The sequence below is a fragment of the Eisenbergiella massiliensis genome, from assembly GCF_003435485.1.
Map to the genome: position 1 here is coordinate 83885 of NZ_QVLV01000020.1, position 23882 is coordinate 107766.

General features: G+C 50.3%; 15 protein-coding genes and 1 pseudogene. 1 reads left to right on the forward strand and 15 read right to left on the reverse strand.

What is annotated here, in order from left to right; translation table 11 throughout:
* Positions 1-176: 176 nt before the first annotated feature.
* The 6 genes from DXC51_RS22220 to DXC51_RS22245 form a co-directional block, all read right to left on the reverse strand.
* Positions 177-1442: a sensor histidine kinase gene (locus tag DXC51_RS22220; RefSeq protein ID WP_021634886.1), complete on the reverse strand. Its 1266-nt coding sequence runs from the start codon at positions 1440-1442 to the stop codon at positions 177-179.
* A 12-nt stretch (positions 1443-1454) separates the two neighbouring features.
* Positions 1455-2159: a LytR/AlgR family response regulator transcription factor gene (locus tag DXC51_RS22225; RefSeq protein ID WP_021634887.1), complete on the reverse strand. Its 705-nt coding sequence runs from the start codon at positions 2157-2159 to the stop codon at positions 1455-1457.
* Positions 2160-2311: 152 nt separating this feature from the next.
* Complete coding sequence (locus DXC51_RS22230) at positions 2312-3271, reverse strand: hypothetical protein (protein WP_146045302.1); 960 nt, start codon at positions 3269-3271, stop codon at positions 2312-2314.
* A gap of 202 nt (positions 3272-3473) precedes the next feature.
* Positions 3474-5171: a methyl-accepting chemotaxis protein gene (locus tag DXC51_RS22235; protein ID WP_021634891.1), complete on the reverse strand. Its 1698-nt coding sequence runs from the start codon at positions 5169-5171 to the stop codon at positions 3474-3476.
* Positions 5172-5205: 34 nt separating this feature from the next.
* Positions 5206-7431: a response regulator gene (locus tag DXC51_RS22240; RefSeq protein WP_021634892.1), complete on the reverse strand. Its 2226-nt coding sequence runs from the start codon at positions 7429-7431 to the stop codon at positions 5206-5208.
* A gap of 60 nt (positions 7432-7491) precedes the next feature.
* Positions 7492-8895: a GntR family transcriptional regulator gene (locus DXC51_RS22245; RefSeq protein WP_021634893.1), complete on the reverse strand. Its 1404-nt coding sequence runs from the start codon at positions 8893-8895 to the stop codon at positions 7492-7494.
* A gap of 178 nt (positions 8896-9073) precedes the next feature.
* On the opposite strand from DXC51_RS22245, the pseudogene DXC51_RS30850 reads away from it, so the two are divergent.
* Positions 9074-9264 (forward strand): annotated as a pseudogene (locus DXC51_RS30850) (IS91 family transposase); the annotation flags it as partial.
* 150 nt (positions 9265-9414) lie between these two features.
* Here the strand turns inward: DXC51_RS30850 and DXC51_RS22250 are convergent.
* From DXC51_RS22250 to DXC51_RS22290, 9 genes are all read right to left on the reverse strand, one after another.
* Positions 9415-10905 (reverse strand): carboxylesterase/lipase family protein, encoded by a 1491-nt coding sequence (locus DXC51_RS22250; protein WP_025490834.1) that lies wholly within the window; start codon positions 10903-10905, stop codon positions 9415-9417.
* 28 nt (positions 10906-10933) lie between these two features.
* The gene (locus DXC51_RS22255; protein WP_021634897.1) at positions 10934-13462 is read right to left on the reverse strand and encodes a glycoside hydrolase family 3 protein; all 2529 of its coding nucleotides are present in this window, start codon (positions 13460-13462) and stop codon (positions 10934-10936) included.
* 24 nt (positions 13463-13486) lie between these two features.
* Positions 13487-14467 (reverse strand): cupin domain-containing protein, encoded by a 981-nt coding sequence (locus DXC51_RS22260; RefSeq protein WP_021634898.1) that lies wholly within the window; start codon positions 14465-14467, stop codon positions 13487-13489.
* A gap of 2 nt (positions 14468-14469) precedes the next feature.
* The gene (locus DXC51_RS22265) at positions 14470-16095 is read right to left on the reverse strand and encodes a response regulator transcription factor (protein ID WP_021634899.1); all 1626 of its coding nucleotides are present in this window, start codon (positions 16093-16095) and stop codon (positions 14470-14472) included.
* Positions 16096-16141: 46 nt separating this feature from the next.
* Positions 16142-17026, reverse strand: a complete 885-nt coding sequence (locus DXC51_RS22270; protein WP_021634900.1) for a carbohydrate ABC transporter permease — start codon at positions 17024-17026, stop codon at positions 16142-16144.
* A 9-nt stretch (positions 17027-17035) separates the two neighbouring features.
* Positions 17036-17959 carry an ABC transporter permease gene (locus DXC51_RS22275; RefSeq protein WP_021634901.1) on the reverse strand — a complete coding sequence of 308 codons (924 nt, stop codon included), beginning with the start codon at positions 17957-17959 and terminating at the stop codon, positions 17036-17038.
* A gap of 108 nt (positions 17960-18067) precedes the next feature.
* On the reverse strand, positions 18068-19753 hold the full coding sequence (locus tag DXC51_RS22280; RefSeq protein ID WP_162162494.1) for an extracellular solute-binding protein: 1686 nt from the start codon (positions 19751-19753) through the stop codon (positions 18068-18070).
* 224 nt (positions 19754-19977) lie between these two features.
* Positions 19978-21423 carry an FAD-dependent oxidoreductase gene (locus tag DXC51_RS22285; RefSeq protein WP_025490831.1) on the reverse strand — a complete coding sequence of 482 codons (1446 nt, stop codon included), beginning with the start codon at positions 21421-21423 and terminating at the stop codon, positions 19978-19980.
* A 77-nt stretch (positions 21424-21500) separates the two neighbouring features.
* Entirely contained in the window at positions 21501-23855 is a 2355-nt protein-coding gene (locus DXC51_RS22290; protein ID WP_025490830.1) for an alpha-L-rhamnosidase-related protein, read from the reverse strand.
* Positions 23856-23882 lie beyond the last annotated feature (27 nt).

Here is a 23882-nt window from a genome sequence, read left to right on the forward strand (position 1 = left end):
TCCTACGCATGTAAGAAATATTTTTTGTGCGTCAATTTACTGTTATGTTCTATATATTACATATGTAAGATTTAAAAGTCAAGTTTTTTTCTTCCGCTAAAGCAGGCTTGTAAACTATGCTTGTAAACCAGGCTGAACAGGAATAGCATGTGAGCATGAAACTTTTTACTGCTTTTTCACCGAACCGATTTCATGTAAATCATTACTCTTACTTTAAACGTATCCCTGCCATACGTTACATCAGTCACTCCGTCATGTTTTCTGACAATTTCCTGAACACTTTCCAGGCCGAAACCATGATCTCCCGGATCTCTTTTTGATGTCAGGATTTTACTTTCTCTTATTTTTATTACTCCACAGTAACTGTTGGCTGCATCAATAAAAAGGACACCCTTTTCCAGCGTCATTTTGAAAGACAGATATTTTTCATCCGTCTGCCTGGCAGCCTCAATGGCATTATCAAGAAGATTGCCTATAATAATTACAAGATCAAACGTGTCCATATGCAACCATTCAGGAATCTTTACTTTTACCTCAACCTTCTTAAGTTCGTTCTCCGCTTTTTCAAGCATATAATTCAAAATACCGTCAATTTTATAATTTCCCGTGCAGACATGTTCTTTGGGATTAACTACTGCCTCTTCCATTTCCTTCAAATAAGCCAGGAGTTCCTCCTTTTTATCAGCTACGGCAAGGCCGTACAATTCCTTTATATGATGTACCATGTCATGTCTGACATGGCGTATTTTTTTCTGAGTCTGCGATATGGTTTCCAGTTGATTTGAATATACTTTTATCTGCTGCTGCAAAAGTTCTTTCTCATAGAAGTTCTGGTGCGCTTCCTGCAGCATATTATATAGATACAATACAACCATATTTATAATCAGCGTACCAACGCCTATACACAGCATAATGCCCTGTTTTGAAAGCCCAAGGGTGCCAATTCCCACAATCATCAATATACTCAGGACAGGAATCATTACCAGAACCCAAAAGCCTTTTTCCAACTCCTTTTTTGCCTTATCTCCAAGAATTCCGGCAGCTACAATCACACAAATTAACAGAAGGAGGTCTGTGACTATGGAAAAGGTCTGGGTTTCCGGTATATCCTGGTTGGAATTCAGGAAAAGGAAATAGGCCAGGGTATCGCATCCACAGTTCATTATATAAATTAATACAGCTGCCAGGGCTTTCTTTTTCAGGCTTCCCTTATAAATCAGAGTAAGCAAAAAGATTCCAGCCAGGTTAACAATCAGATTGATTCCATGGGACTGCAAACAGACAAAAAACAGCAGTGTTCCTATATAAAAGATGAAATAGACGGCTTTCTCTGTCCTGGCTTCCACTTTTCTTTCATCAAAGAAAAACCGAATAAATTTCCAGCATATATAAACACGAAATAAATTGGATATTGCTGTAATTACCACATCATTGATTCTCATAATGAAATCCCTCTATTTTCTCAACAGCCGGTTTCGTACCTCCACCCGGTATGGTTTACTGATATTCAAAATAGCGCCATTTGACATTTGGACCTGCTCATAATTGATTTCTACCATATAATCCTCGTTTATAATATAAGACTGATGGATCTGAATAAAATTAGAAGGCAGCTGTGATTTCAGCGCTTTGAGTTTTCCATAAAATTCTATCTCCTTATTTGCTATTGTAATCAAATGGATTTTCTTATTATCACTGGTTAAATATATGATATCTTCACACATTTCCCGGCAGTAATTATTACCTGTCCGGTATTCAAGAAATGTCTTCTTTCTTCCGGCACGTTTCAGGAACATCTCAACCGATTCTCTGACCGAATTGTATTGCAGCGGTTTTACCAGAAAATCAAGCGGCTGTATTTTGAACAGCCGCATTGCATAACTTCTGTTATAAGAGATATAAATTATGCTGGTTTTTAAATCATCCAGATAATTCCTGATGTAGTTTCCAACATCAATCCCACTTAACTTTAACAATTCTATATCCAGAAAAATCAGATCAAACCGGTTCCCGGCTTCCAGATATTTGCATAACGATTCTCCGGAATACCATGGTTCAATTTCTGCTTCTATTCTCAGGCTTTGCATAATGTCTCTCAGCATATTTTCAAGTTCTGTGCATGTAAGCTTGCTGTCATCACAGATTCCAATTTTATACATAATATTCTCCTTCTGCAAACGGGAATAAGATAATTGATGTCTATATTCTATATGATTAAAAACCAGAATACACCTTTGACTTTTTATTCACTGGAAAAATGTATAAAAAAGAAGGCATCACACGGCAGGTGCCTCCCTTATTTGCAATCTGGTTATTCCTTTTCCCGGAGCATGTTTATATTGAAGCTGCCAGTGTGGCATTCAGCGTTAATTATAATGAGATAATTACCGGCATGGTCCAAAAAGACTTCATATTTATCGGAACCCATGTCCTCTTTATTAAAACAGATATTGCCTTTTTCATCCACGATTTTCAGGTCTATCCTGCCTTTTTTAGTTTCAGCTTCTATCACTGCTGTACCCGGATTATCGACCGGAAGTTGAATACTTAAATCTTTTGCATAAAGTCCCTTATTTATCCTGCCGAAACCATCCGGCCAGTTATCCATATCCCAATCATCAGCCGTTCTCCAATATTGTTTTTGTTCATTATCCTCCGGAATTATTTCGTCCGGGATTATTTCATCCGGAATAATATCATCCAGAATTGGTTCAACCAAATCATTTAAGCTGTTTTGCACAAGAGTCAGACGCACCTCCTCAGGAAAGCAAATCTTTAAATCAAAATCAATACTGTTTTCCGCCTCTTCCCCAACAAAAAAGATTTCACCTGTTCCTTTTTTTATCTCTACATTTTGTTTTATTGTACCTTCATCACTAAATATAAGATTTTCCGAACCATCCGGCGCAAGATATCTGATATTTATACTGCCCGTTTCGTTTTCAAGGGTTCCCTCTAAATTTATGGTTGTATTTTTTTTCGACTTTACAATTGCTATGCGCTCCCAGGTTTCATTTTCTTCCACACCTTCCATATGAAGTGTCCCCTTCATATGATAATCTTCAGAGGAACCAGCAACCGAAAAGTTACTAAAATAACTATTACCATTTCCCCTTTCTCTGTTTTCGCTGTCTTGCTCATAAAAAGTCCCGCTCTCATTAAAATCTTTCGAAGAGCCGGAAACTGAAAAACCATCTGCATAACTTCTTCCGCATCCGGTAAGGATACAAAAAATAGTAACACCGGAAATTATTTTTAATCGACACGCCATTTTTATGGTCTCCTTTCCTGTAAGAAGATAAATATATCCTTATAGTATAATGAAAAGGAAGAAAAGTTTTGTACAATTCGAAATTTGTATCTGTTTCCGGTGAAAATAGCTGCCGTGTTCTTCCCGCGCGGCCGCACTGGTCTTTGCCTGCTTAAAATTACATTCAAAAAGGACGGGCCTCTTCCACCCGTCCTTATACCGCCTAATTCTCTTCATACAGCTTAAACTGCCCAATCATATTGCCAAGTATCTGCGCCTGCGTGGAGAACTCCTCGCTGGCGGCCGCCAACTCCTCGGATGTCGAGACATTATTCTGCACCACATCTGAGATCTGGCTCACCTCCGCTGTGATATTGGAAATGGATACATTTTCATTCTCTGTAGCAGAAGCGATCCTGTCCACAACCAAAACAACCTGTTTTGTGCTCTTGACAACCTGCAACAGTGAATCGGCCGTTGCGCGGGCAACCATTTCTCCATTTTTTACCGCCGACACCGATTCCTCGATCAATGCCGCCGTGTTTTTGGAGGCAATCGCTGTCTTATCCGCCAGAGCACGGATTTCTCGCGCGACCACCGCAAATCCCGCGCCCGGTTCACCGGCCCTTGCTGCCTCCACAGAAGCATTTAACGCCAGGATATTCGTCTGGAATGCGATATCCTCAATTGTCTTCACAATCTTGTAGATCTCGCTGGACTTTTCACTGATTATGTTCATTGCGCGGATCATTTCCTGCATCTGCTGGTTGCTCTCAAAGACCTGTTCACCTGCCTGGTCCGTCTGCCCGCGCGCTTCATTCGCGTTCTCCTTTGTCTCCCTGACATGCTCAGATATCTCATTTACGGCTGCAGCAAGCTTTTCAATTGAACAGGCCTGTTCCTCAGCCCCGATGGCAAGGAGCTGTGTTTCTGAGGATATTTGTTCGCTGCCATCCGCGACCTGCCTTGCGGACTGGCTGATCTGCCCAAGGGTATTGCTGAGTCTGTTCCGCAGCTTCCGCATCGCCACCAGGATGCAGTCATAACGTCCCCTGTAGTATTCTTTTACATTGGATTGGACTTTAAAATTTCCCTCGGACATATCGCCAAGGATATCGCTGATATCTTCAATAATCGTCTTTTGGTAGCTGATTAAATCCCGTATACTGTCCGACATCTGCCCCAACTCATCTCTTGACATATAGGTAACATGCACTCCGTCCAGCTTGCCGTTTGCCAGCTGGACGGCAGCGTCCTCGATCTCCTTCACAGGCTTCCGGATGCTATTGGAAATATAAATACCCAACAACGCCGCAGCCATGATGCTAAGAGCCATGATGAGCATAATGACAATGATCGCCGATGTCTGCGCATATTCCCCTTCCTTCACCATGGTCCGTGCGTTCTCCCCCGCCACATCCGCGATCTGCTGGAGAAGATCCGCCATTTGATTCAGAATCGGAACATAGTTTGACTTCATGACCTCGTAGGCCTCATCCGTCTTTCCCGTCTCCACCAGTCCGAATACCTGGTCGCGGTAGACAATTGCCTGCTGCAGCAGCTCATCCACCCGGTCCACCATCGCAATATCCCCTTTGAAGGATTTACGGATTACGGGAAATGTCGCACGCATGTTTCTGAGGCTTTCCTTCGCATTTTCAATGAACTGCATGGACTCTTCCGCATCAGAATCCAAAACGGCATTTAAGATATCCCCCCGAGCAGCCTGCATCTCCCTCTTGGCCATCCACACATTGACCGTCACTGTGTAGTTATTTTTATAAAAAGAGGAAAGATTATCGCCAATCCGATTCATTAGGAACAGAGCGGCAACACTGGCCGACAGACATATTGCGATTACTACCGCATACGATAATAACAGCCTGGACTTTAGTTTCATATTCCGTATTTTCTTCAACATAATTTTCTCCCGGCGATGGTGATTCACATCACTCCTATAACAGTTCCAATATCTTCCTGTAAAGCATGTCCACTTCAATCGGCTTCGCAATATGGCCGTTCATTCCCGCCGCCAATGCCGCCGTCTCATCTTCCCGAAACGCGTTCGCTGTCATGGCGAGAATCGGTACACGGCCAGCATCCTCATGATTGCTGAGGCGTATGGCCCTAGTCGCCTCGTATCCATCCATAACCGGCATCTGTATGTCCATCAATATAAGGTCGTAATAACCTGCTGCGGAGGTATTGAACTCGTCAACCGCCTCTCTCCCGTCTCTCGCACATTGGATTTCGGCGCCTGTCCCTTTCAAAATCTCCACCGCGATTTCCTGGTTCAGTTCATTGTCCTCCACCAGCAGGAAACGCTTTCCCTCAAATGATACAGTTGAGCCTTTGGACGCCTCCGTCACAGCATGATCCTTGCGGGTGGCGGACGCCAAAACCTGGTAGAGGGAGGATTCAAACAGCGGCTTTGCAATAAAGGCATTGACCCCCGCCTCTTTTGCCTCGTGCTCGATTTCACTCCAGTCATATGAAGAGATGATAATAACCAGCGTGTCCGGCCCAAGCTCCTTGCGGATCCGCCGGGTTACCTCGATTCCATTCATGCCCGGCATTTTCCAGTCTATCAGACATGCATTGTAATCGCGGTACTCCTCATGGGCCTTTAACACCATCTGTATGGCTTCGCTGCCTTGCTGAACCCACTCCGCATCAATCCCCATCTTTTTGAGCAGCATGCCCGCGTGGGTGCAGGAACTCTCATCATCGTCCACCACCAGCACCTTGAGATCGTCCAGGACGCCGCTCTCCTGCCCTTCATCTTCCTCCGGAACCCTCACCGGTAACTCCACCGTAAACGAAGTTCCTTCCCCCTGCTTACTTTTTACATAGATCACGCCTCCCAGTAAACTGACCAGGTTCTTAGTGATCGCCATCCCTAAGCCGGTGCCGCCGTATTTCCTGGACACTGTGCCGTCTTCCTGCTCAAATGGGGTGAAGAGATGCTGCTGGAATTTTTCACTCATGCCAATCCCGCTGTCCTCCACCTTAAAGGTGAGCCTGGTCCTCCCATTTTTTACAGGCGCCTGGCTCACACTCAAGCGTATGCTTCCGCCTGCGGGTGTAAATTTCACTGCGTTCGAGAGCAGATTGAGCAGAATCTGATTGATCCGCAGGGAGTCGCCAATGACCGTATCGGACACCATGCCATCAAATTTACATTCAAACACGCTCCCCTTTGCCTCTGCCTGGGAGTAGATCGCTGGAACGATCGCCTCAAACATCTGGGGCAGCCTGAACAGTTCATTGTTGACAGTGAGTTTTCCCTCTTCAATTTTCGACATATCGAGGATGTCATTGATCAACGACAAAAGATGCTTGGAGGAAAATGCGATCTTCGACAGGCAGTCCTTTACCCGGTTCTTATCCTCCAGGTTTGCTCCCGCAATCGTCGTCATGCCCACAATGATGTTCATGGGCGTCCGTATCTCATGGGACATCCGGGAGAGAAAATCCTTTTTGGCGTCACTGGACTGCTGGGCAAGATAGAGCGCATCCTTCAGCTCATGTTCCCTGGCGGTCAGCGCCTCGATATTGCGCCGCTCCTGCCGGTTAGAGAGGATTGTCAGCCCGATGGTTGAAAAAGCAATCATCAGGGAAACGATGGTGGCCGCAATCCCGGACTTCTGCACCTGCTCCTTCAAACTATATATCTTGGTATCCGCAAAATTAATGATCACCGTCAGGCAGTCGCTGACCCGGTCATAGCACGGATATACATTCGTATCCATATATTCCTGGATTTCATCCGATGAATGGCCCTCCGCATAGCCGCACGCTTTCGTCTGGACTTCGATCAGGGCATCCATTGCCTCCCTGAGGGCATCTACATCCCGGGACGGTCCCAGGTACAGACTGCGAATCGTTTCAATCTCCCCGTTCTGCATGTCGTAACGCGCCTGGAAGAAGGATTCCTTATCCTCCTTTGTATGAAATTCATGCGTCAGAAGGATCCCGGAAAAACTTTTCATATCCCACAGCCGCGACCGCATCGCCCTGGCGCTGTTTGAAACAGTATACGGATGTTCATACATCCGCTGCGCATTTTCATTCATTCCATAAGAAATCCAGATGCTGATACCCGAAAAAATAAATGCCACGATGCAGATAATCAGTGATAGTTTTGATAGCTTTAATGGGGGTTTTTTCTCTCTACTCATCGCGCCTGGCTCCAAATTCTCTCATATTTTACGATACACGAACCTTTTCGCCACCGCACGTCATATCTCATCCTGGCGGTTCCCCAGCGGAAACCTTGAGCGTAAAAAGTCCAGCCTGTCCTCAATAAACGCCTGCCACGATCCTGCACACGCAGTCCAATTATCCGCCATCATATCTGTTTCCAGCCGGGTAATAAAATTGTTCAAATCCGTATCCGGCTGCTCTCCGGATCCTCTCAACACGGCATAGAAAATATATCCCCACGCCATCAGCTCCCTCAATTTACCATAACACTCCCTTAAGAATGCAGATGGAACTTCGGTGGAGATAAACTTTAAAAGGACATCAATACACAGAATATTGTTATTTTTACCGCGAAGCCTGCCGATTTCCTGCAGTAAAGCTTCTCTCTTTTCCCCGGTAATCGATTCCAGAGTAAAGAGAGTTACATTATAGACTGTCAGGGAGAGAAGTTCCATTCCCTCCTTGTGCAGCATCATATTCTCCTGAATTTCCCGCGTGTCAAGTATATCCGGCTGGATGGGTTCCATACAGACCCGGGTCCCGACCCCCATATAGGTTTTAGTCACTCCCAGTGAATGCAGCACATCCAGGGTCCGGCGTACCGTGATCAATGATACATTATACTGTTCTGCCATTTTAGGCAGGGACGGCAGATAACTGCCAACGGGATAGACCTCCCAGAGAATCTCCCGAATGATGGTGGCTGCCAGGGTATACCGCACTTGCGGCCGTTTCCGGTAGATCATCCATGTAAACGGAATCTGCTGCACGTCCTTCAAGTGATGCTCCTCGGAGATTGAATCAACAAACGCCAGGACTTCCAGGAAGTTCTGATAATAGTAAGCATCCGTCTCCGCCTTCATGCGGTTGGCCTTCTCAACTGACAAAAGGCCGTCTTCCATATAATCGCCCATTCCATACTCTTTATTTGGATAAAAATAATTGAGATAACGCAAAAACTGCCAGTACAGACTGTCCATTAAGTGATTGTTGAATGTTCTCAGGACATCATAATACAGCTTTGTTGGATCCCCGCCCAATATCTCAGTTGGATTCGTTTTCCTATATGTGCCCTCTGAGATACTCCGCTCAAAGTTCCTCAATCCCCTCTCCCAAACCGGAGAGAACAGCAGAGGTCCCTGTCGGTTAATATCCAGCATCCCCTCTCTGCGCGGTACAAAATACTTTATGGCATTCTCCCTGAAGGTTTCCTCCGTTCCCTGGTACACAATCCTGGCCATCTTACGTTGTTCTGTTTTTATGTACCCTGCTGCCTCCAGTTTATTCAGAGCAGCCTGAACCGTATTCCGAGCCAGCCCAAACGAAGCGCAGATTTGTGAAACCGACCGTAACTGATCCCCATACCGATACATGCCAAAAAGGATACGCGATTCGTAGTATTCATAAATCAGCTCGCTCAGCAAATTATCTTTTTCCATTCCTGCCCTCCAGCATGGCACGCCCGCTCTTATGTTTGCCGCCACTCAGCAATTTCCAACAAAGCAGCGTTTTTTATAGTTTTTTGCTTTCCTGCTCACATTGGAATAACCCTGCTCATATCAGTTTATCCCTGCTCACATTGGTTACAGGCTCAATTATAGCACGCTTTAAATGTATACGCAATGGATATTTCCTTATGATGGCGGTTCTGGCACGTTTCATTACAACAGGCATGAAGATAACAAACTCATTACAGAAAACATAAATCCGTCCAACGGCTGCACAGAGCTATCTCCAAATAAAAACATAATCTTTTTCTTTCCTTCAACCGTTGGAGGGAATCCATTCTGCATTGTTTCGGATATGAAATGGCGGCGGTTATGGGCAAACTTTAACAGGAATTTCCTATAAAAAACAGATCCGCCACAGCAGTCAGCTAATGACCGCTATGACGGATCCGTACTTTCTTTTTTTCTCCGAAGCCGCCGCCCTTTCAGGATTCCGGGCGCACAGCTTTCCTAATCCTCATAAAACCTCATATCACCCCACACATCCATCAGCTTTGTCCTGTCAAGCTGCCGCGCCCCGCTCGTGCGGTCATAGATCATGACCGGGGAGTCATAGCCTGCATATTGCGGCCAGTCCTGCCCGGGATCGCCTGTCTTGATAAAATTTACCCAGCGCAGATGCACATCATTGACGATCTTCTCCACATTTTCCTTCGGTTCATCTTGAAATACAAACGCACTGAAGCCGAATTCCAGGCAGTTGAAATCGCAGGGCAGATCCATGGCGTGGGAACAAAGCATTCCTGTCTTGCGCGCCATCTGCGATATAAATTCATAACGGTACATCCATACCGGGCCATGGCCCTTCTGGGCCTGCGCCGTCCTCACCGCAGGCATCTGGAACGCATAATCCGTGGCAAAATTGATGAAAGCCATCTCCACCCCATTGACGCTGCCATCATTTCCTTTTTCATAATAATCCTTGATCCGCGCAAAGCCCGCCTCGTTGTGGTTCTTCACAAACATTTCCCTTACCATATCCCAGGAATTGGGGAAATTCGTCTGTTCCGGGCGGACAAACATGGTTCCTTCATGAAGGTTGGAGCCAATCATCAGACGGATTCCTTCTGCGCTCCCCCGCGCTATCGCTTCCAGGGGCCTTTCCGGCAAAAGGTCGTCAATGGAAACGGTAGGCAGGAAAATGCCGGGATTGCGGTACTGATGCTCTTTTGCCACATATTCGTTTCCCTTTAGTACCTCATAGGCATCGATTTCCTTCAGTCTCGGCAGATCCTTTTCTGTCCAGCCTATTCCCTCCAGAAAAAGGTCAATGTTTTTCTTTGCCGTCTCTTTGGTAAAAAAGCAGTTCGGCAGGGCGCTGGAAGCGATTACCTGCCCGAAGGTACCCTTTGCGCCCGGCGCGGCCATCAGCGCTATCATGGACGTTCCCCCGGCGGATTCCCCGGCTATCGTCACCCTTTCCGGATCGCCGCCGAAGGCCCGGATATTCTCATGAATCCACTGCATGGCAACAATATGGTCCGACAGCCCGCAGTTGCTGTCAAACTCCTCACAGCCGGGATAGCCGGTAAAATCATAAAAACCGAAGACGTTCAGACGGTATTGGAAGCTGACATATACAATCCCGTGGCTGACGAAGGATTTGCCGTGGTACAGCTCGTCGGAGGCACAGCCGGAGTTGTAGCCGCCGCCGTGGATATAAACCAGTACCGGAAGGTTCTCTCCCTCCATGGGTCTTCTGATATTTAAAGTCAGGCAGTCCTCTGAGCCTTCGCATACGCCGTCATTATACTGCACCGCCTTGGGGCCGTATGCCATCGCATCCAGCACGCCCTCCCAGGGCTTTACCGGAACCGCCCGCTTCAACCGCAGCTCTCCCACGGGAGGCATGGCATAGGGGATGCCGCGAAAAGCGATCTGGCCGTCCTCCGCAAAGCCCCTGACCTTTCCGGAGGCTGTCTCAATCACAAAATTATCCATTTTCTTTCTCCTTCCGGCCGGTACACATTTACCGGCCCGCCTCATAGGGAACCGAAGCCTCATAGGCGTTTGTCTGGAAAATCACCCGCAGCATCCGCTTCACACAGGCCTTCAGCTCCTCCCTGTCCAAAGTTCCTTCCGCCAAGGCCTTCAGGATACTTTCCTTGTCCCCCTCACAGCCCGGCATAATCAGATCGTTCCCAGCCGCTATACATCCCCAGGCGCTGCTTCCGCCCCGGGGCATCGTCGTCGTCCAGTCCGTCATGATAATCCCCTGGAAATTCCATTCCTCCCTCGCCGCCACGGTGCACAGATCCTTACTGTTGGCTGTATGCACGCCGTTAATCAGGTTATAGGAGGTCATGATCGCCATGGGCTGCGCCGTCTTCACCGCGATTTCAAAGCCCCGCAGATAGATTTCCCTGAGCGCTCTTTCGGAAACGATGCTGTCACAGCCCATGCGGTTGTCTTCCTGATTATTGCAGGCAAAATGCTTGATGGTGGTTCCCACGCCATTACAGCTTTGAACCCCCTTCGTAATGGCCGCCGCCATACTGCCGCTTAACAGCGGATCCTCGGAAAAATACTCAAAATTTCTGCCGCAGAGCGGGTTTCTGTGGATATTCATGCCAGGGGCAAGCCACCAGCTCACTCCGAAGGCTTCCATTTCCGCCGCCACGGCCCGGCCCACTTCCTCCACAAGCCCGGTATCCCAGGACTGGGCCAGAAGGGTGCCCACCGGGAAGGCGGTGGCGTACTGATAATAGGTATCCGTATTTTCATGCACCGTCTGGTCGGCGAAAATACCGCCCTCCAGCGCCCCGAAAATCCCCTGGCTGTTGATCCGCCCGGTGGCCCGATCCACCTCATAGGACTTCATCAGCCGCAGCCCCGCCGGGCCGTCCGCCATAGGCACTCCGGGCACTCCGTATGCTTCCTCCAAACAGCTGCTGGTCTCTCCGGCGGCTCCCGGCACCATAATGCCCGCGGAGCCAAGCGCCTGCCCCTGTCCTTTGCTGATTTCCCCGATGACCATGGCCGTCAGCTGTTCCTCCGAAAGCTTTGCAGTCAGCTCCTCCGCCATTTTTTCCGCCTCCGTCACAGGATAGCTCCCGGCGGTTTCCTTTACGGGAACACAGGTGATTGGAAGGATGCCCCGCGCCTTCGCTTCCTCCTTCCAGGCCCGCTCCATCAAAAGCCGCAGGTCTTTGGGACAGGACAGCTCCTTTAAAGGCTCCTGCAAAGGCAGGATATGCTTCACCGCTTCAATAACGGTATCCTCCTCTACCTCCAGCACGCCGGAGATTTCCAAGTCGGCGCAGGAATTTCCCACCCATACGCCGTACTGTCCTTTTTCCACTATCCAGGCTGATTTTTCTTCCGAGAAGGAGGCCATATTTTTAGAAGGGATTGGGATACGCAGCTGTTCGCCCTCTCCCGGCTCCAGAAGCTTCGTTTTGGCAAAACCGCACAGCCTGCGGTATTCTTTTTCCAGCCCGTCCTGGGGACAGGAGAGATATACCTGCACCACCTCCCGGCCCGCCCAGGTATCTCCGGTGTTTTTTACCGTCACCGTCACGTATGCCCCGCCCTTTTCTTCCGGGCAGACCTCCTCCGTCCGTATGGAAAAGCTTGTATAGGACAGCCCGAAGCCGAAGGGATATGCCGTTTCCTTCCGGAAGCTGTCAAAATAGCGGTAGCCCACATAAATCCCTTCCGTATAATATTCCTTCTGCACATCGCCGTTGTTGTGGCTGTAATTTTCCGCATTGGGGATATCGCCATAATCCTTCGCCCAGGTGCCGGTGAGCTTTCCGCCGGGCGTAACCTTCCCCGTCAGCACATCCGCCAGCGCATTGCCACCCTCCATGCCGGGCTGGGAAATATGCACCAGCCCCTTCAAATGGGTCAGACCCAGGATATCCTGCAGATCAATGACGCCTCCCGTATTTAAAATGACCGCCAGATTTTCACAGGCGGCATCCAGAAAGGCCAGCTCCGCTTTTTCTTCCTCCGTCAGATAATAATCCCCCGGCTCCAGGAAACGATCCGCATCCTCGCCCGCGGTGCGGCTGATCACGTAAAACACCACGTCAGCGCCCTCCACATCCGCCTGCTTCAATGCGCTTCCGGCAGGCATGCGGAAAATATGGGAGGAATATACCTCAAAGAACTTACCCTTCCCCCGTCTGGCCGCTTCCGAAAGTATTTCTTCTTTCCATTCCTCTCTGGCCTGCCGGTAAATTTCTGCATATTCCTCCAGCCAGTCCCTGTTGATAAGGGGGATTCCCGCATCCACAAAGCCCTGGTAAATGCTCACAGTCTCACGGGCATTCACATCTCCTGAGCCGGTTCCTCCTTTGATTGTCCCCACGGCGCCGCCTCCAAATAAAGCGGCCTTCGCCCCTTTTTTTAAAGGCAGCACGCCTTCATTTTTTAACAATACGATTCCTTCTGCCGCAGCCCTCCGGGCAATTTTACGGTTTCGTAATTCCAGTTCGCCGGGCGCGTTTTCCTTTGTCCCGCTGTATGTTCTGACACGCTTTTTTAATTCCATCCCTTTTCCCCTTTTCTGCAATACTCAGGCTTTTTTATAAAATGCGGTGACGAAGCATTTATATTTTCGCAGCAGCTTCTTTTTCATTACCGGATCCTCCAGCACCTGTGGTCTCGCCGCCCGTATGGCCGCCAGATCCTCCAGCATGCTCATCAGCCGGATTTCACATCCGTTGTCGAACAGCTGCGCTGCCTCCACCACTTCAATTTTATGTTTCGCATAGGGCGGAATCCGTACAATGCTCCCCGCTTCGGCTACGAACACAGCCTCGTCCGCAAAGCCCTCCAGAATGGTAAACCTCACCCTGCCCTTCGTAATATAATACAGCTCAAAATAAGGGTGGGGATCCTGGTATTCTATGGTAATACCCGCATCCAGATTCGCTTCCCATACCTCTTTTGCCCCGTTGCACTCAAAACGGCCCACCTTCAGCTTCAGCTCCCAGCCGTCGCCGCAGTGCCTGGCCCAGGCAAAGCCCGGCTCCCGGATTTCCGGGATTTCACTTTTGGGAACTACTGGTGCGATGTCCTGCACCTCCTTCTCCCGGACAAAGGATCCGTTAGCCTCCCGGTACATCCCGATAAATTCCGGATCCTCATATAAATCAGGATAGTGCTTCAATATCATGTTTTTGTTCAGGATTCCCTGCTGCATGTTAATTTCCTGGAACAGCTCCCGCCAGATGGTGCCCTCCTCCAGAAATACGAAGCCATGAGGGGTATAGGGCGGCAGGTGTACGATATCCCCGGTCTGCGCCACTGCCTTTTTGCCGCGGATGGTGCACTCTACGGAGCCCCTGGCAATAAAAAAGGTTTCATAGCCCTGGGAGTGTTCATGATAGTTCACCTTTGTCCCTGCGTGATAGATCGTATCGCTCATTTCATTTTTTTCAAAAGGTCCCTGGGGCAGATAGAAATCATTCACGATCTGGGTGCCCTCATCCACATGGCGGACCCAGTCGGAGGCTTCTTCACAGCGTACCAGATATCTTGTATTGTCTTCCATAATTATTGTTTCCTCTTTTCCGCTTCCCGGTAGGCATTGGGCGTCAGGCCTGTCTTATTCCGGAAAAAACGACCGAAATAACCCTGGCTGGCAAAGCCCAGCCGGTCCGCAATCTCTCTTACCTGCAGCTCCGAATCCGTGAGCAGCTGCTTGGCCGCAGCCAGCTTTAAGTCATTGATATACTGAAGGATGGTAATCCCTTCTTTTTTCTTGAAAATCCGCAGCAGATATTCCTGGCTGAAATGTACCTGCTCCGCCAGGTTGTACAGGGAGGTGTCGCCGTCCAGATGCTCCACAATGTACTTTTTCACCTGGTTCACCACGTCCTCGGTCTGCTTTTCCACACTCTGGTTTTTCAGGGAAAAAATGCTCTCCGCCACATGCCGCAGGTAGCCGAAGGCATCCTGCCAGTTGGCATGCATTGACACATTGTACAAATTCAGGGTGCCTACCCGAAAGGCCAGCTCCTCGTGCAGCTCCAGGCGCTTGATCCAGCCGATCAGCCGGGAGCTGATGGTGCAGTATGCCTCCAGCGCGAACAGATCGTGCATGCTCTTGACGCTCTGCAGCTCTGTCTGCAGCTGACGCAGCACATTCAGGGAATTTTCTTCCTCCATCCCTTCCAGATAATATTCCAGCCGCCACAGCATCTGCATCAGCTCCTGCTTTTTGTGCTCCGGCAGGGTTTCTTTGGCGAGTGCCTCCTTCTGCAGGCCCTCCTGCACCAGCTCTTCCCCGGACAGCCAGATCATACGGTCGCATATGCCGATAAATTCCTGCAATAGCTGTGACAGGGTGACCGGCCGTTCCCCCACCAGGATGGATACCGTCCTGCCCAGGTTCTTTTTCAGCGCCTTCTGGAACAGCTCCCCCGCGCCGGCCAGCATTTTTACAATGGTTTCCTCATGCAGCAGCTTTTCAGGCTGGAGAAGAAGTACGATGTAATTCTTGTTGTATTCAAAAAAGGCGCCCCGCATGAAATCCAGGAAATACCGTTCCAGCAGCTGATAACAGTCCTGGGTGCTATTCTGCTGCTCCTGGTAATTCTCACAGTACCAGGCTTCATGCCTGAGGAGAAGGTAATACACTTCTTTTTCCGGATCCAGATTGATCCCAAGCTGTACCGACAGCTCCCCGGTAAGCTGGGACAGGCCCCTGTATCCTTCAAAAAGCTCCCGTAAAAACATGCTTCTTTCATGGAGCAGCGGTTTCTTCTGCTGTTCCCGCTGCAGATCGGTCAGGCGTTCCAGCAGGAGGCTGTTCTCGATTTCTTCCACAGACTCCCGCAGAGCCTCCAGTATCTTTTCATCTTCCTCCGCCTTCAGCACATATTTTGCATGCTTATGTACCTTATATACATAGTCAAAATCAGAATAGCCCGTGAGAAAGATGACCTTACAGAAAGGCCATCTTTCCCTGACGATATCGTACAGCTCCAGACCTGACATCTGCGGCATGTTGATATCCATAATCACGATATCTATCTTCCTTTTTTCCAGGATGGCCTGCGCCTCTACCCCGCTGGCCGCCGTCGTCAGATCAAGCTCCAGGGATTCCTCCATGGAAAGCAGGCCGTATACGTCATCCCGGATCATTTTTTCATCATCAACAATCAAAACACTGTACATAGTTTCTTCTCACTCCTGCCGCTTTTTGGGCCAGTACCGCCTGCTGCTACTCCTTCACACTTCCCAGCGTCATACCGGTAATGAAGTACTTCTGGAGCAGCGGATAAACAAGAAGGATAGGGATAATCGCCACGAAAATCTGCGCCGCCGTCACGGTTTTCTGTGACACATTTGTCATGGCGCCCACGCTGGTCAGGTCGATGCTGGCGATATCCACCGACTGGATGACGTTACGCAGGTAGGTCTGCAGCGGATACTTGGCGGTATCGCTGATGTAAATCATGCCGTCAAACCAGGAATTCCAGTGATTTACCATGGTGAACAGACCCACGGTCGCCAGAGAGGGCTTGGATACCGGCACGATAATTTTCGTCATGATCTGGAAGTGGTTTGCCCCGTCAATCAGTGCGGATTCCGTCAGCGCATAGGGAAGGCCCCTGAAAAAGTTCAGCATCAGTATGATATTGAAGGTCTGCACCGCGCCGGGCAGTATCAGCGCCCAGATGCTGTTGTAGATTCCCACGGATTTCACTACGATAAACAGAGGGATCAGCCCGCCGGAGAATACCATGGTCACCAGGAACACCCAGACATAATATTTTCTCGCATGGAATCTTTCATCCGGCTGAGCCATGGCATAAGCGCACAGGATTGTGAGCCCTATGCTGAGCAGGGTCCCCAGGACCACTCTGACCACCGACACGCCGAAGGATTGGAAAAATTCCGGTTTTGCCAGGATATATTGATAGGAATCCAGGGTGAAATCCACCGGGAGGATGGTTACCCAGCCCGCCTGCGCCGCGGAATTGGAGCTTAAGGAAAGGGCGAACACATGCACCAGCGGAAACAGGGAGATACACATGACCAGCGTCAGGAAAAAATAGTTGACTACCAGAAATGCCTTTCTTGCAGGAGATGATTTTATTTTCATAACGGCCTCCTAAAAAATTCTGTAATTTGCAAATTTCTTTGCAAGGGTGAAGGATGAGGCGATCAGGATAAAGGAAATCACTGATTTGAACAGCCCCACTGCGGTGGAAACGCTGTACTGCAGATTCAGCATACCCAGGCGGTACACATAGGTGTCCAGGATATCGGCTTTCTGATAAACGATGGGGCTGTACAGGTTAAATACCTGGTCAAAGCCTGCGTTTAAGATATTGCCCATGCCCAGGACCGTCACCAGGATGATCTGCGGCAGGATGCCGGGCAGCGTAATATAAAGCATCTGTTTAAAATAGCCTGCGCCGTCTACCTTGGCCGCCTCGTACTGGCTCTGATCGATGGCAGTCAGCGCAGCCAGAAAGATTACCATATTGTAGCCGCAGCCTTTCCATACATCGGAGGCCACCAGGGTTCCCCGGATGGTTTCCAGACTTCCCAGGAAAAAGACAGGTTCATGGCCAAGTGCGGTAATCGCGGTATTTACAATCCCGCTGGTAGGCGAAAGAATATCCACCAGAATACCGCCCAGGACCACCCAGGAAAGGAAATACGGAACATAGATGATCGTCTGCGTCGCTTTCTTGAACACCTTGTTATTTACTTCATTTAACAAAAGAGCCAGAACCAGGGGCACGATAATGCCCGCAATGATTTTCAAAAGCGCGATGACCAGCGTATTCACCAGCACCTGCCGGAAATCCTTCATGCCGAAAATATATTTGAAATTATCAAGTCCCACCCATTCGGAGGTGAAAAACCCTTTCATCCCGCCCGACGGGACAAAGTCCTGAAAGGCGATTACAATACCTACCATGGGAAGATAGGCAAAAATGATTAATAAAATGATTGCGGGCAGCAGCATTACGTGCAGAGGCCATTCCCTCTTCATAATTGTGCCCAGGCTTTTTTTCTGTTTCATCCCAGTCCCCTTCTCTCTGCTTGCTTCACAAAAAGGGAGCGAGGCCCTTTCGCAACAGTTTACGTTGTGTGAACTCTCACGTCTTTTATGCCCAGCTCCCTTTCATGATTACTTACCTGCGTACCACTCGTTTACTTCTTCCGTTATTTTATCAAGTCCCAGAGAATTCAGCTCCTTGACAAAATCATCGAAATTGTCGGTAGTCTCAATGCCCATGATAACCTTGGTGTAATACTCCATCACCTTATCCGTCACGGTGGACATCTTCTGACCCATGGTCGGTGTGGGGCCGGTGGTGAACTTATCCCACAGGAACATATCCTTCTCATAATATTCGTTCATGGTATCGTAAGCCGACATGTCATTGCCGAAGGTCTTCATTCCGCCGTAGCTGGTCACGATATCGCCCGAGAGGTAATTCTGGATGTCATTATAGCTTACCAGCTCCTCGGCATTCAGTGAGGAGCTGTCGCCGCTCTCAAGCGCCGCCACAATATTGTTGTGGATTGTCAGATTCTTTAAGGGGAACCAGGTCTTCAGCATAACCCAGTGGAGAGGGAAGTTCAGGACGTCGTTGGCATCCTTCACCAGATAATCATTATATTCCTCTCCGGAATATCCGTATTTATCTACCCAGAAGTTCAGCATCCTCACCACTGCCTCCGGGTGCTCACATTTCTTGTTTACCACAACATAGCCTGTAATAGCGAGGGAAATCTGGGGCTTTGCATCCCCGTCCACAGCCGTGGGAATGGGAAGGGCTACCCAGTCGGCTTCTATGTCGTTCTGGACTGTGGAATTCAGGGGCCAGTTGGCGTTCCACATCAGGCCGTACTGGATGCCCGCCCGTCCGGAAGCCGCCGCTTCGGAAGCCTTTACCTCGTCATTGGAGGAGAAATCCTGTTCAATCAGCCCTTCCTGATACATTTTTGCCAGGAAGTTTAACGCATCCTTATTTTCCTCCTTCACGGAGCCATATACCAGACCGCCGTTCCCGTCTTCAATCCAGGCGGTGGGATAAGCGCCAAAGCCGTTGAAAACGCCCACGCCGTCGCCCAGTCCGGCGCTGAGGAAATTATTGTGGAATACCATGCCGATGGTATCGTCTTTCCCGTTTCCGTCCGGATCCTGATCCCGGAAGGCAACCATGACATTGTACAGTTCATCCAGGGTTTTGGGCATTTCCAGGCCCAGCTTCTTAATCCAGTCTCTTCTGATCCACAGCATGGGGGCTTTATCAATGGAGGAATCCACCAGCGGAATCGCAATGATTTCTCCCTTATCGGTTGCGGCCTCCAGCGCGGCATCTCCTTCCCCGGTCGTCCATGCCATCAGCTCATCGGATGCATATTTTTTAAATACCTCACCGATGTTCCGGTTAATCAGGTCGCTCTTGGCAAGCAGGGAAAGCTGGGAGCTGTTGACAATCATGAAATCCGGGATTTCGCCGGAGGCAATGGCCACGCTCTTCTTCTGCTGGGAATCATCCGGCGTGTTTGCCGCATACCAAAGCCAGTCGATGGAAATGTTGGTTTCTTCGGTCATCCTGGTGTAATAAACGCTGTTAAGCATGTCTTCCTTATTGAACTCACCCAAAGCCGGTGAGATTTCAAAATAAGAGGTCAGGGTAACCGGTTCCTCATATTTAAACCTGGGATCCACCTCTTCCTCGGTGACAGCGCTGGCCGCTTCACTGTTTCCCGCTGTCTGTGCACTGCCGGAATCCCCGCCGCAGCCTGCCATCAGGCTTACGGTCATTGCCGCCGCCAGCAATAACGCAATTTTCTTCTTCATGTGTTTTCCTCCTTGAGTTTTGTTTTCCTCCAGCCGTCCGTTGCCTTCCCGGCTGTGTTTTTCATCTAAGGCCAGTATAAAAAGGAAAACGGAATCCAACAATGCAACTTTCTTGATATCCCGGTTCAAAAATTGACCTGTTCCCAAACAGCGCCCCATTACCCGAACTGCCGCCTGCAAAATGTTTACTGTTCAGCCATGCCATTCATAATATGACGGACCAATCAGGCGGACCAGTTACCCAAAATATGTTCCGCCGCAGTGATCCCGCTGGTGAAGGCCAGTCCCAGACAGGCGCCCTCCGTATCATAATATGGGGCGCAGTAACAGCTTCCATTATCCACACCCGCCGCATAAAGTCCTGAAATTGGCTTCTGCTTCCTGTCAAGCACCCTGCAGAAGGCGTCCGTCTTCACGCCGCCTATGGTGCACCAGGCGCTGGGTTCATAGGCAAATACATAAAAGGGCGCCTTTGCCACCGGCTTCAGCAGCCAGCTGTTTTTCCCAAATTCCGTATCCTGCCCGGCCTCGCACATGGCATTGTAGCGCGTAACCGTTTCTTCCAGAAAAGGAAGGGAAAAATGCGCCGCCGCTTCCTCAAGGCTGCCGCAGCAAAAAGCCCAGCCCTCACTGATATCCCTTTCCAGATCCTCCGGGAAGGGCCAGGGTCCCCTGTCAAGGGCGGACTTTCCAGTCTTCCATTCCTCCGGGCGGCCATAAAAGTCGTATACCGACCTGGCAGAACGTATACCCTGGTAAAAAGCTTCGTCCAGCACCGCATAATAGCTTCCGGCGCGCAGGGTCACTTCCCCTCCCACGGAAAGCGGCTGATCCGCCAGCAGCTGTTCATCCATAAAACGGCGGCCCTCCCGGTCCACCAGCAGACCGCCGGTCATGGCCCAGCGCATATTCCCAGGAAAGCGTCCCTTCATCCTGCTGTGGTAGCCGCCGAACTCCCCGGCGCAGATTCCCCAGCTGCGATCCTCCATGCCTCCGGCCTTCAGCGCCATGGCGATCCCCGCCCCATCGCTGAGCCGGCTGCCCAGCGGGCCTACGGTAATATCCCCGAAATGCTGCTTTAGCATCTCTTCATTTCCCAGATAACCGCCGCTGGCGATGATGACCGCCTTTCCGTAATACGCCGTCTGTTCCCCGCTTTGTCCGTCAACGGCCAGGACGCCGCATATCCTGCCGTTTTCCGTCAAAAGCTCCCCGGCGCAGGCATTCAGGACCACTCTGCCGCCGTATTCCTCAAGCTTCTTTGCAAGCAGCTCCCACCGCTGCGGCGCCGGCGTTTCAAAAAAATGCCTGGCCCTGAAGCCCACACTGTATAAATCCTCCGTCAGCCGCAGTTGAATGCCGCTTTCCCTTAGCAGCGCCTCAACCTTCCTTCCGTTTCTGATACACCGGTACAGCAGGCCGCCGTCCACGGTGCCCCGAGAAAATCCATACATATGCCTAAACAACATTTCTGCTGAAACGGTGCAGTTTTCCTCCTCCTGCAAAAGAGTATCTGCCAGGGAAGGGCCGCCCGCCCTGGCCGCATTACTCACGGACAAATGCTTTCCCTTCTCCAGCACAACACAGCTCCTGCCGGCCTTTGCCAGCGTCAGCGCGGCCATCATGCCCGCGCCTCCCGCACCGATAATTACCACATCCGTATGTTCCATAAATAACCTCCACGCCGCCGGGGACAGCTTTGCCCCGGCTGATATTTTACTATTTGTTATATCCGTCACTTTGTTTTTCAGGCCTTTTTCACAGGCTCCCAGATTTCATTTTTACCGGCCCTCAGCACAGCGCTGCCGCCGTTTGCTCCCCGGAAGCTTCCTTCCATTCCCTCCGGCAGCGCCAGCTCATACTGCATGCCGCCATCCTTTGGATAATAGCGGAAGGTAACCAGCCCATATTCGGTGAGCATGCCGCCCTCCAGGTTGGGAACATAGTCCAGATGGGGACAGACCTCCACCCGCGCCGGACTGCCCGCTTCCCTGCGGATGCCTCCCATGACGCTGATCAGCTCATACATGGGTAACGCGCTCCATGCATGGCACTCGCTTCTGGAATTGGAGGGTGTTTCCGGGCAGGTGGTGCAGTGTTCCTCCAGCAGCTTAATCCACCAGTCCATCTGCCGGGCGGTGAGCTCATAGCAGCCCGCCTTTTCACAGGCGCGGAACAGCTCATAGCAGGTGGAAAAATAACAGCGCAGCACATCCTTTTCCTCAAAGGTCCTGCGCATCACCCTGCGCGCCTCCTCCCCGGAAAGCATGCCGTTTAACACCGCCCAGCTCTGGGCATGCTGGGAAAATTCCTGACAGGAGGGGCCTTCCCGGAACATTCCCCGCCCTGCATCCCAGCACAGGTTCTGGATCTGATCAGCGATGTTTTTCTGCCGTTCCCTGTACTCCTGCGCAAGGCCGGACCTGCCGGTGGCCTCATTGATTTCGGCCCCGTCAAGCAGGGCCAGTCCATACATCAGGTTAATAATGGTGGAAGGGCCTTTTCGCACCGCCGCGGGACGTCCCATGGTATCATGCCAGCTTTCCTGCCAGTCCACAAAATCCCAGTAGCCCAGATTTTCCACCAGTCCCTGCGGCCCGAGATGCCTGTCATAATATTCCAGGATGCTGTCCACATCCGCCCGGTAACGCTTCAGTATATCCGTATCTCCCGTACGCCTGTAATACTCCAGCAGCATGAAAATATAGTACAAAGAAAAGGTGGATATAATCTGCTTCGGGTTACTGGGCGCCCTGCCCTGAATCAGGCCCATGGGAAGCATGGAATCATGGAAATCCCGGAGGGCCTTCTCCGCCAGCTTCGTATCCGCGCTGCACACATAGGTAAACAGCGCCTGCAGCCTGGTATCCATAGGGTACTGCATCTGTTCCCAGAAAGGGCAGTCCATATAGGTTTCCATCATGCAGCCCTGCAGGGTGCGCACGCACATGTCATACACCTTCTCCACCCAGGGAGCGTCCGATTTGATATAGGAGCCGGGATTTAAAGGATAACCGGTCTTTAAAAGCGCAGGCCTGTAAAAACGCACTTCCTCCCCCGCCGCCTGAATTTCAATCTTTAAAAAGCGCATGGTCCTGTACCAGAAAGGCTCATAAAGCAGGCTGCCGCCATCCAGCACGATTGTATCCCTCTGCCCGTTCTGCCCGATTTCCCCATTGATGTAGTCATCCCTTTTTACCTGGTCAATGCCCTTCGTGAACTTCTCAAAATAGGTAAAGGAAATCTCCGCCCCTGCGCCGCCTTCGATTTGATATCGGAAATAGGCGTTGAAAAGCCCTTCCCCGTCAAACAGAAGCGTCCTGCGTTCCCCCGGCCGCACCGTCACGTAGGCTGCTTCCTTCATAACGCTTTCTCCCAGCTCCTTTTCAAGGACGGCCGGACGCTCATACAGCAGCGGGATGGGACGCTCCTCCATCATAAAGGTCTTGAGAATGCCGAACATCATCTCAAACCCGCATTTTACCGGCTCCAACACATCGCCGGCCCGCCAGCCGCCATCGTCAAAATCCGGCAGTCTCCAGCCGCCCGGCGTCGCATTGAAATCAATCCTTTCCGTTAGCGCGCCCATATTCCCATTCACCACCGGTTCCTTTGTAAGGAAAAACGTATTGTCCAGCCATACCTTCCAGGGGGCTTTTCCCGTTGTCACCTCCCCCAACGGATTACCTTCCTCACCTTTAAGCACGCCCTCCACGGCGAGCCTGTGCCCCGCCGGCAGGGTCGCCACGCTGTTTAACGGCGCCCGGTTGTCCCCTGGTCCTTCTTTTACATACATGCTGTCGCACAAAAGCACCTGCACGGCAAGCACGTTTTTCCCTATTTGCAGATAATCCCCCAACTCCACCGTTTCATAATAGTGCCTGAACTGATCGCTGCGGCAGGGACCGGACAGCACCGGCTGCCCGTTTACCCACAAGCGGTAGCGGGAATTGGCGGAAATATCCGCCTTCAGCTCTGCCCGTTGATCCAGCATGAAATCCAGGCGGTAGTATGCGAACCGCCCGTTCATATCCCCCTGGTATATTTTCTTTTCCTCGATCTCAGCCCTTGGCACTCCCAGCCATAATGCTTCGTTCCACATAATTTTACCTCCTCCTTCTGCGGCCAT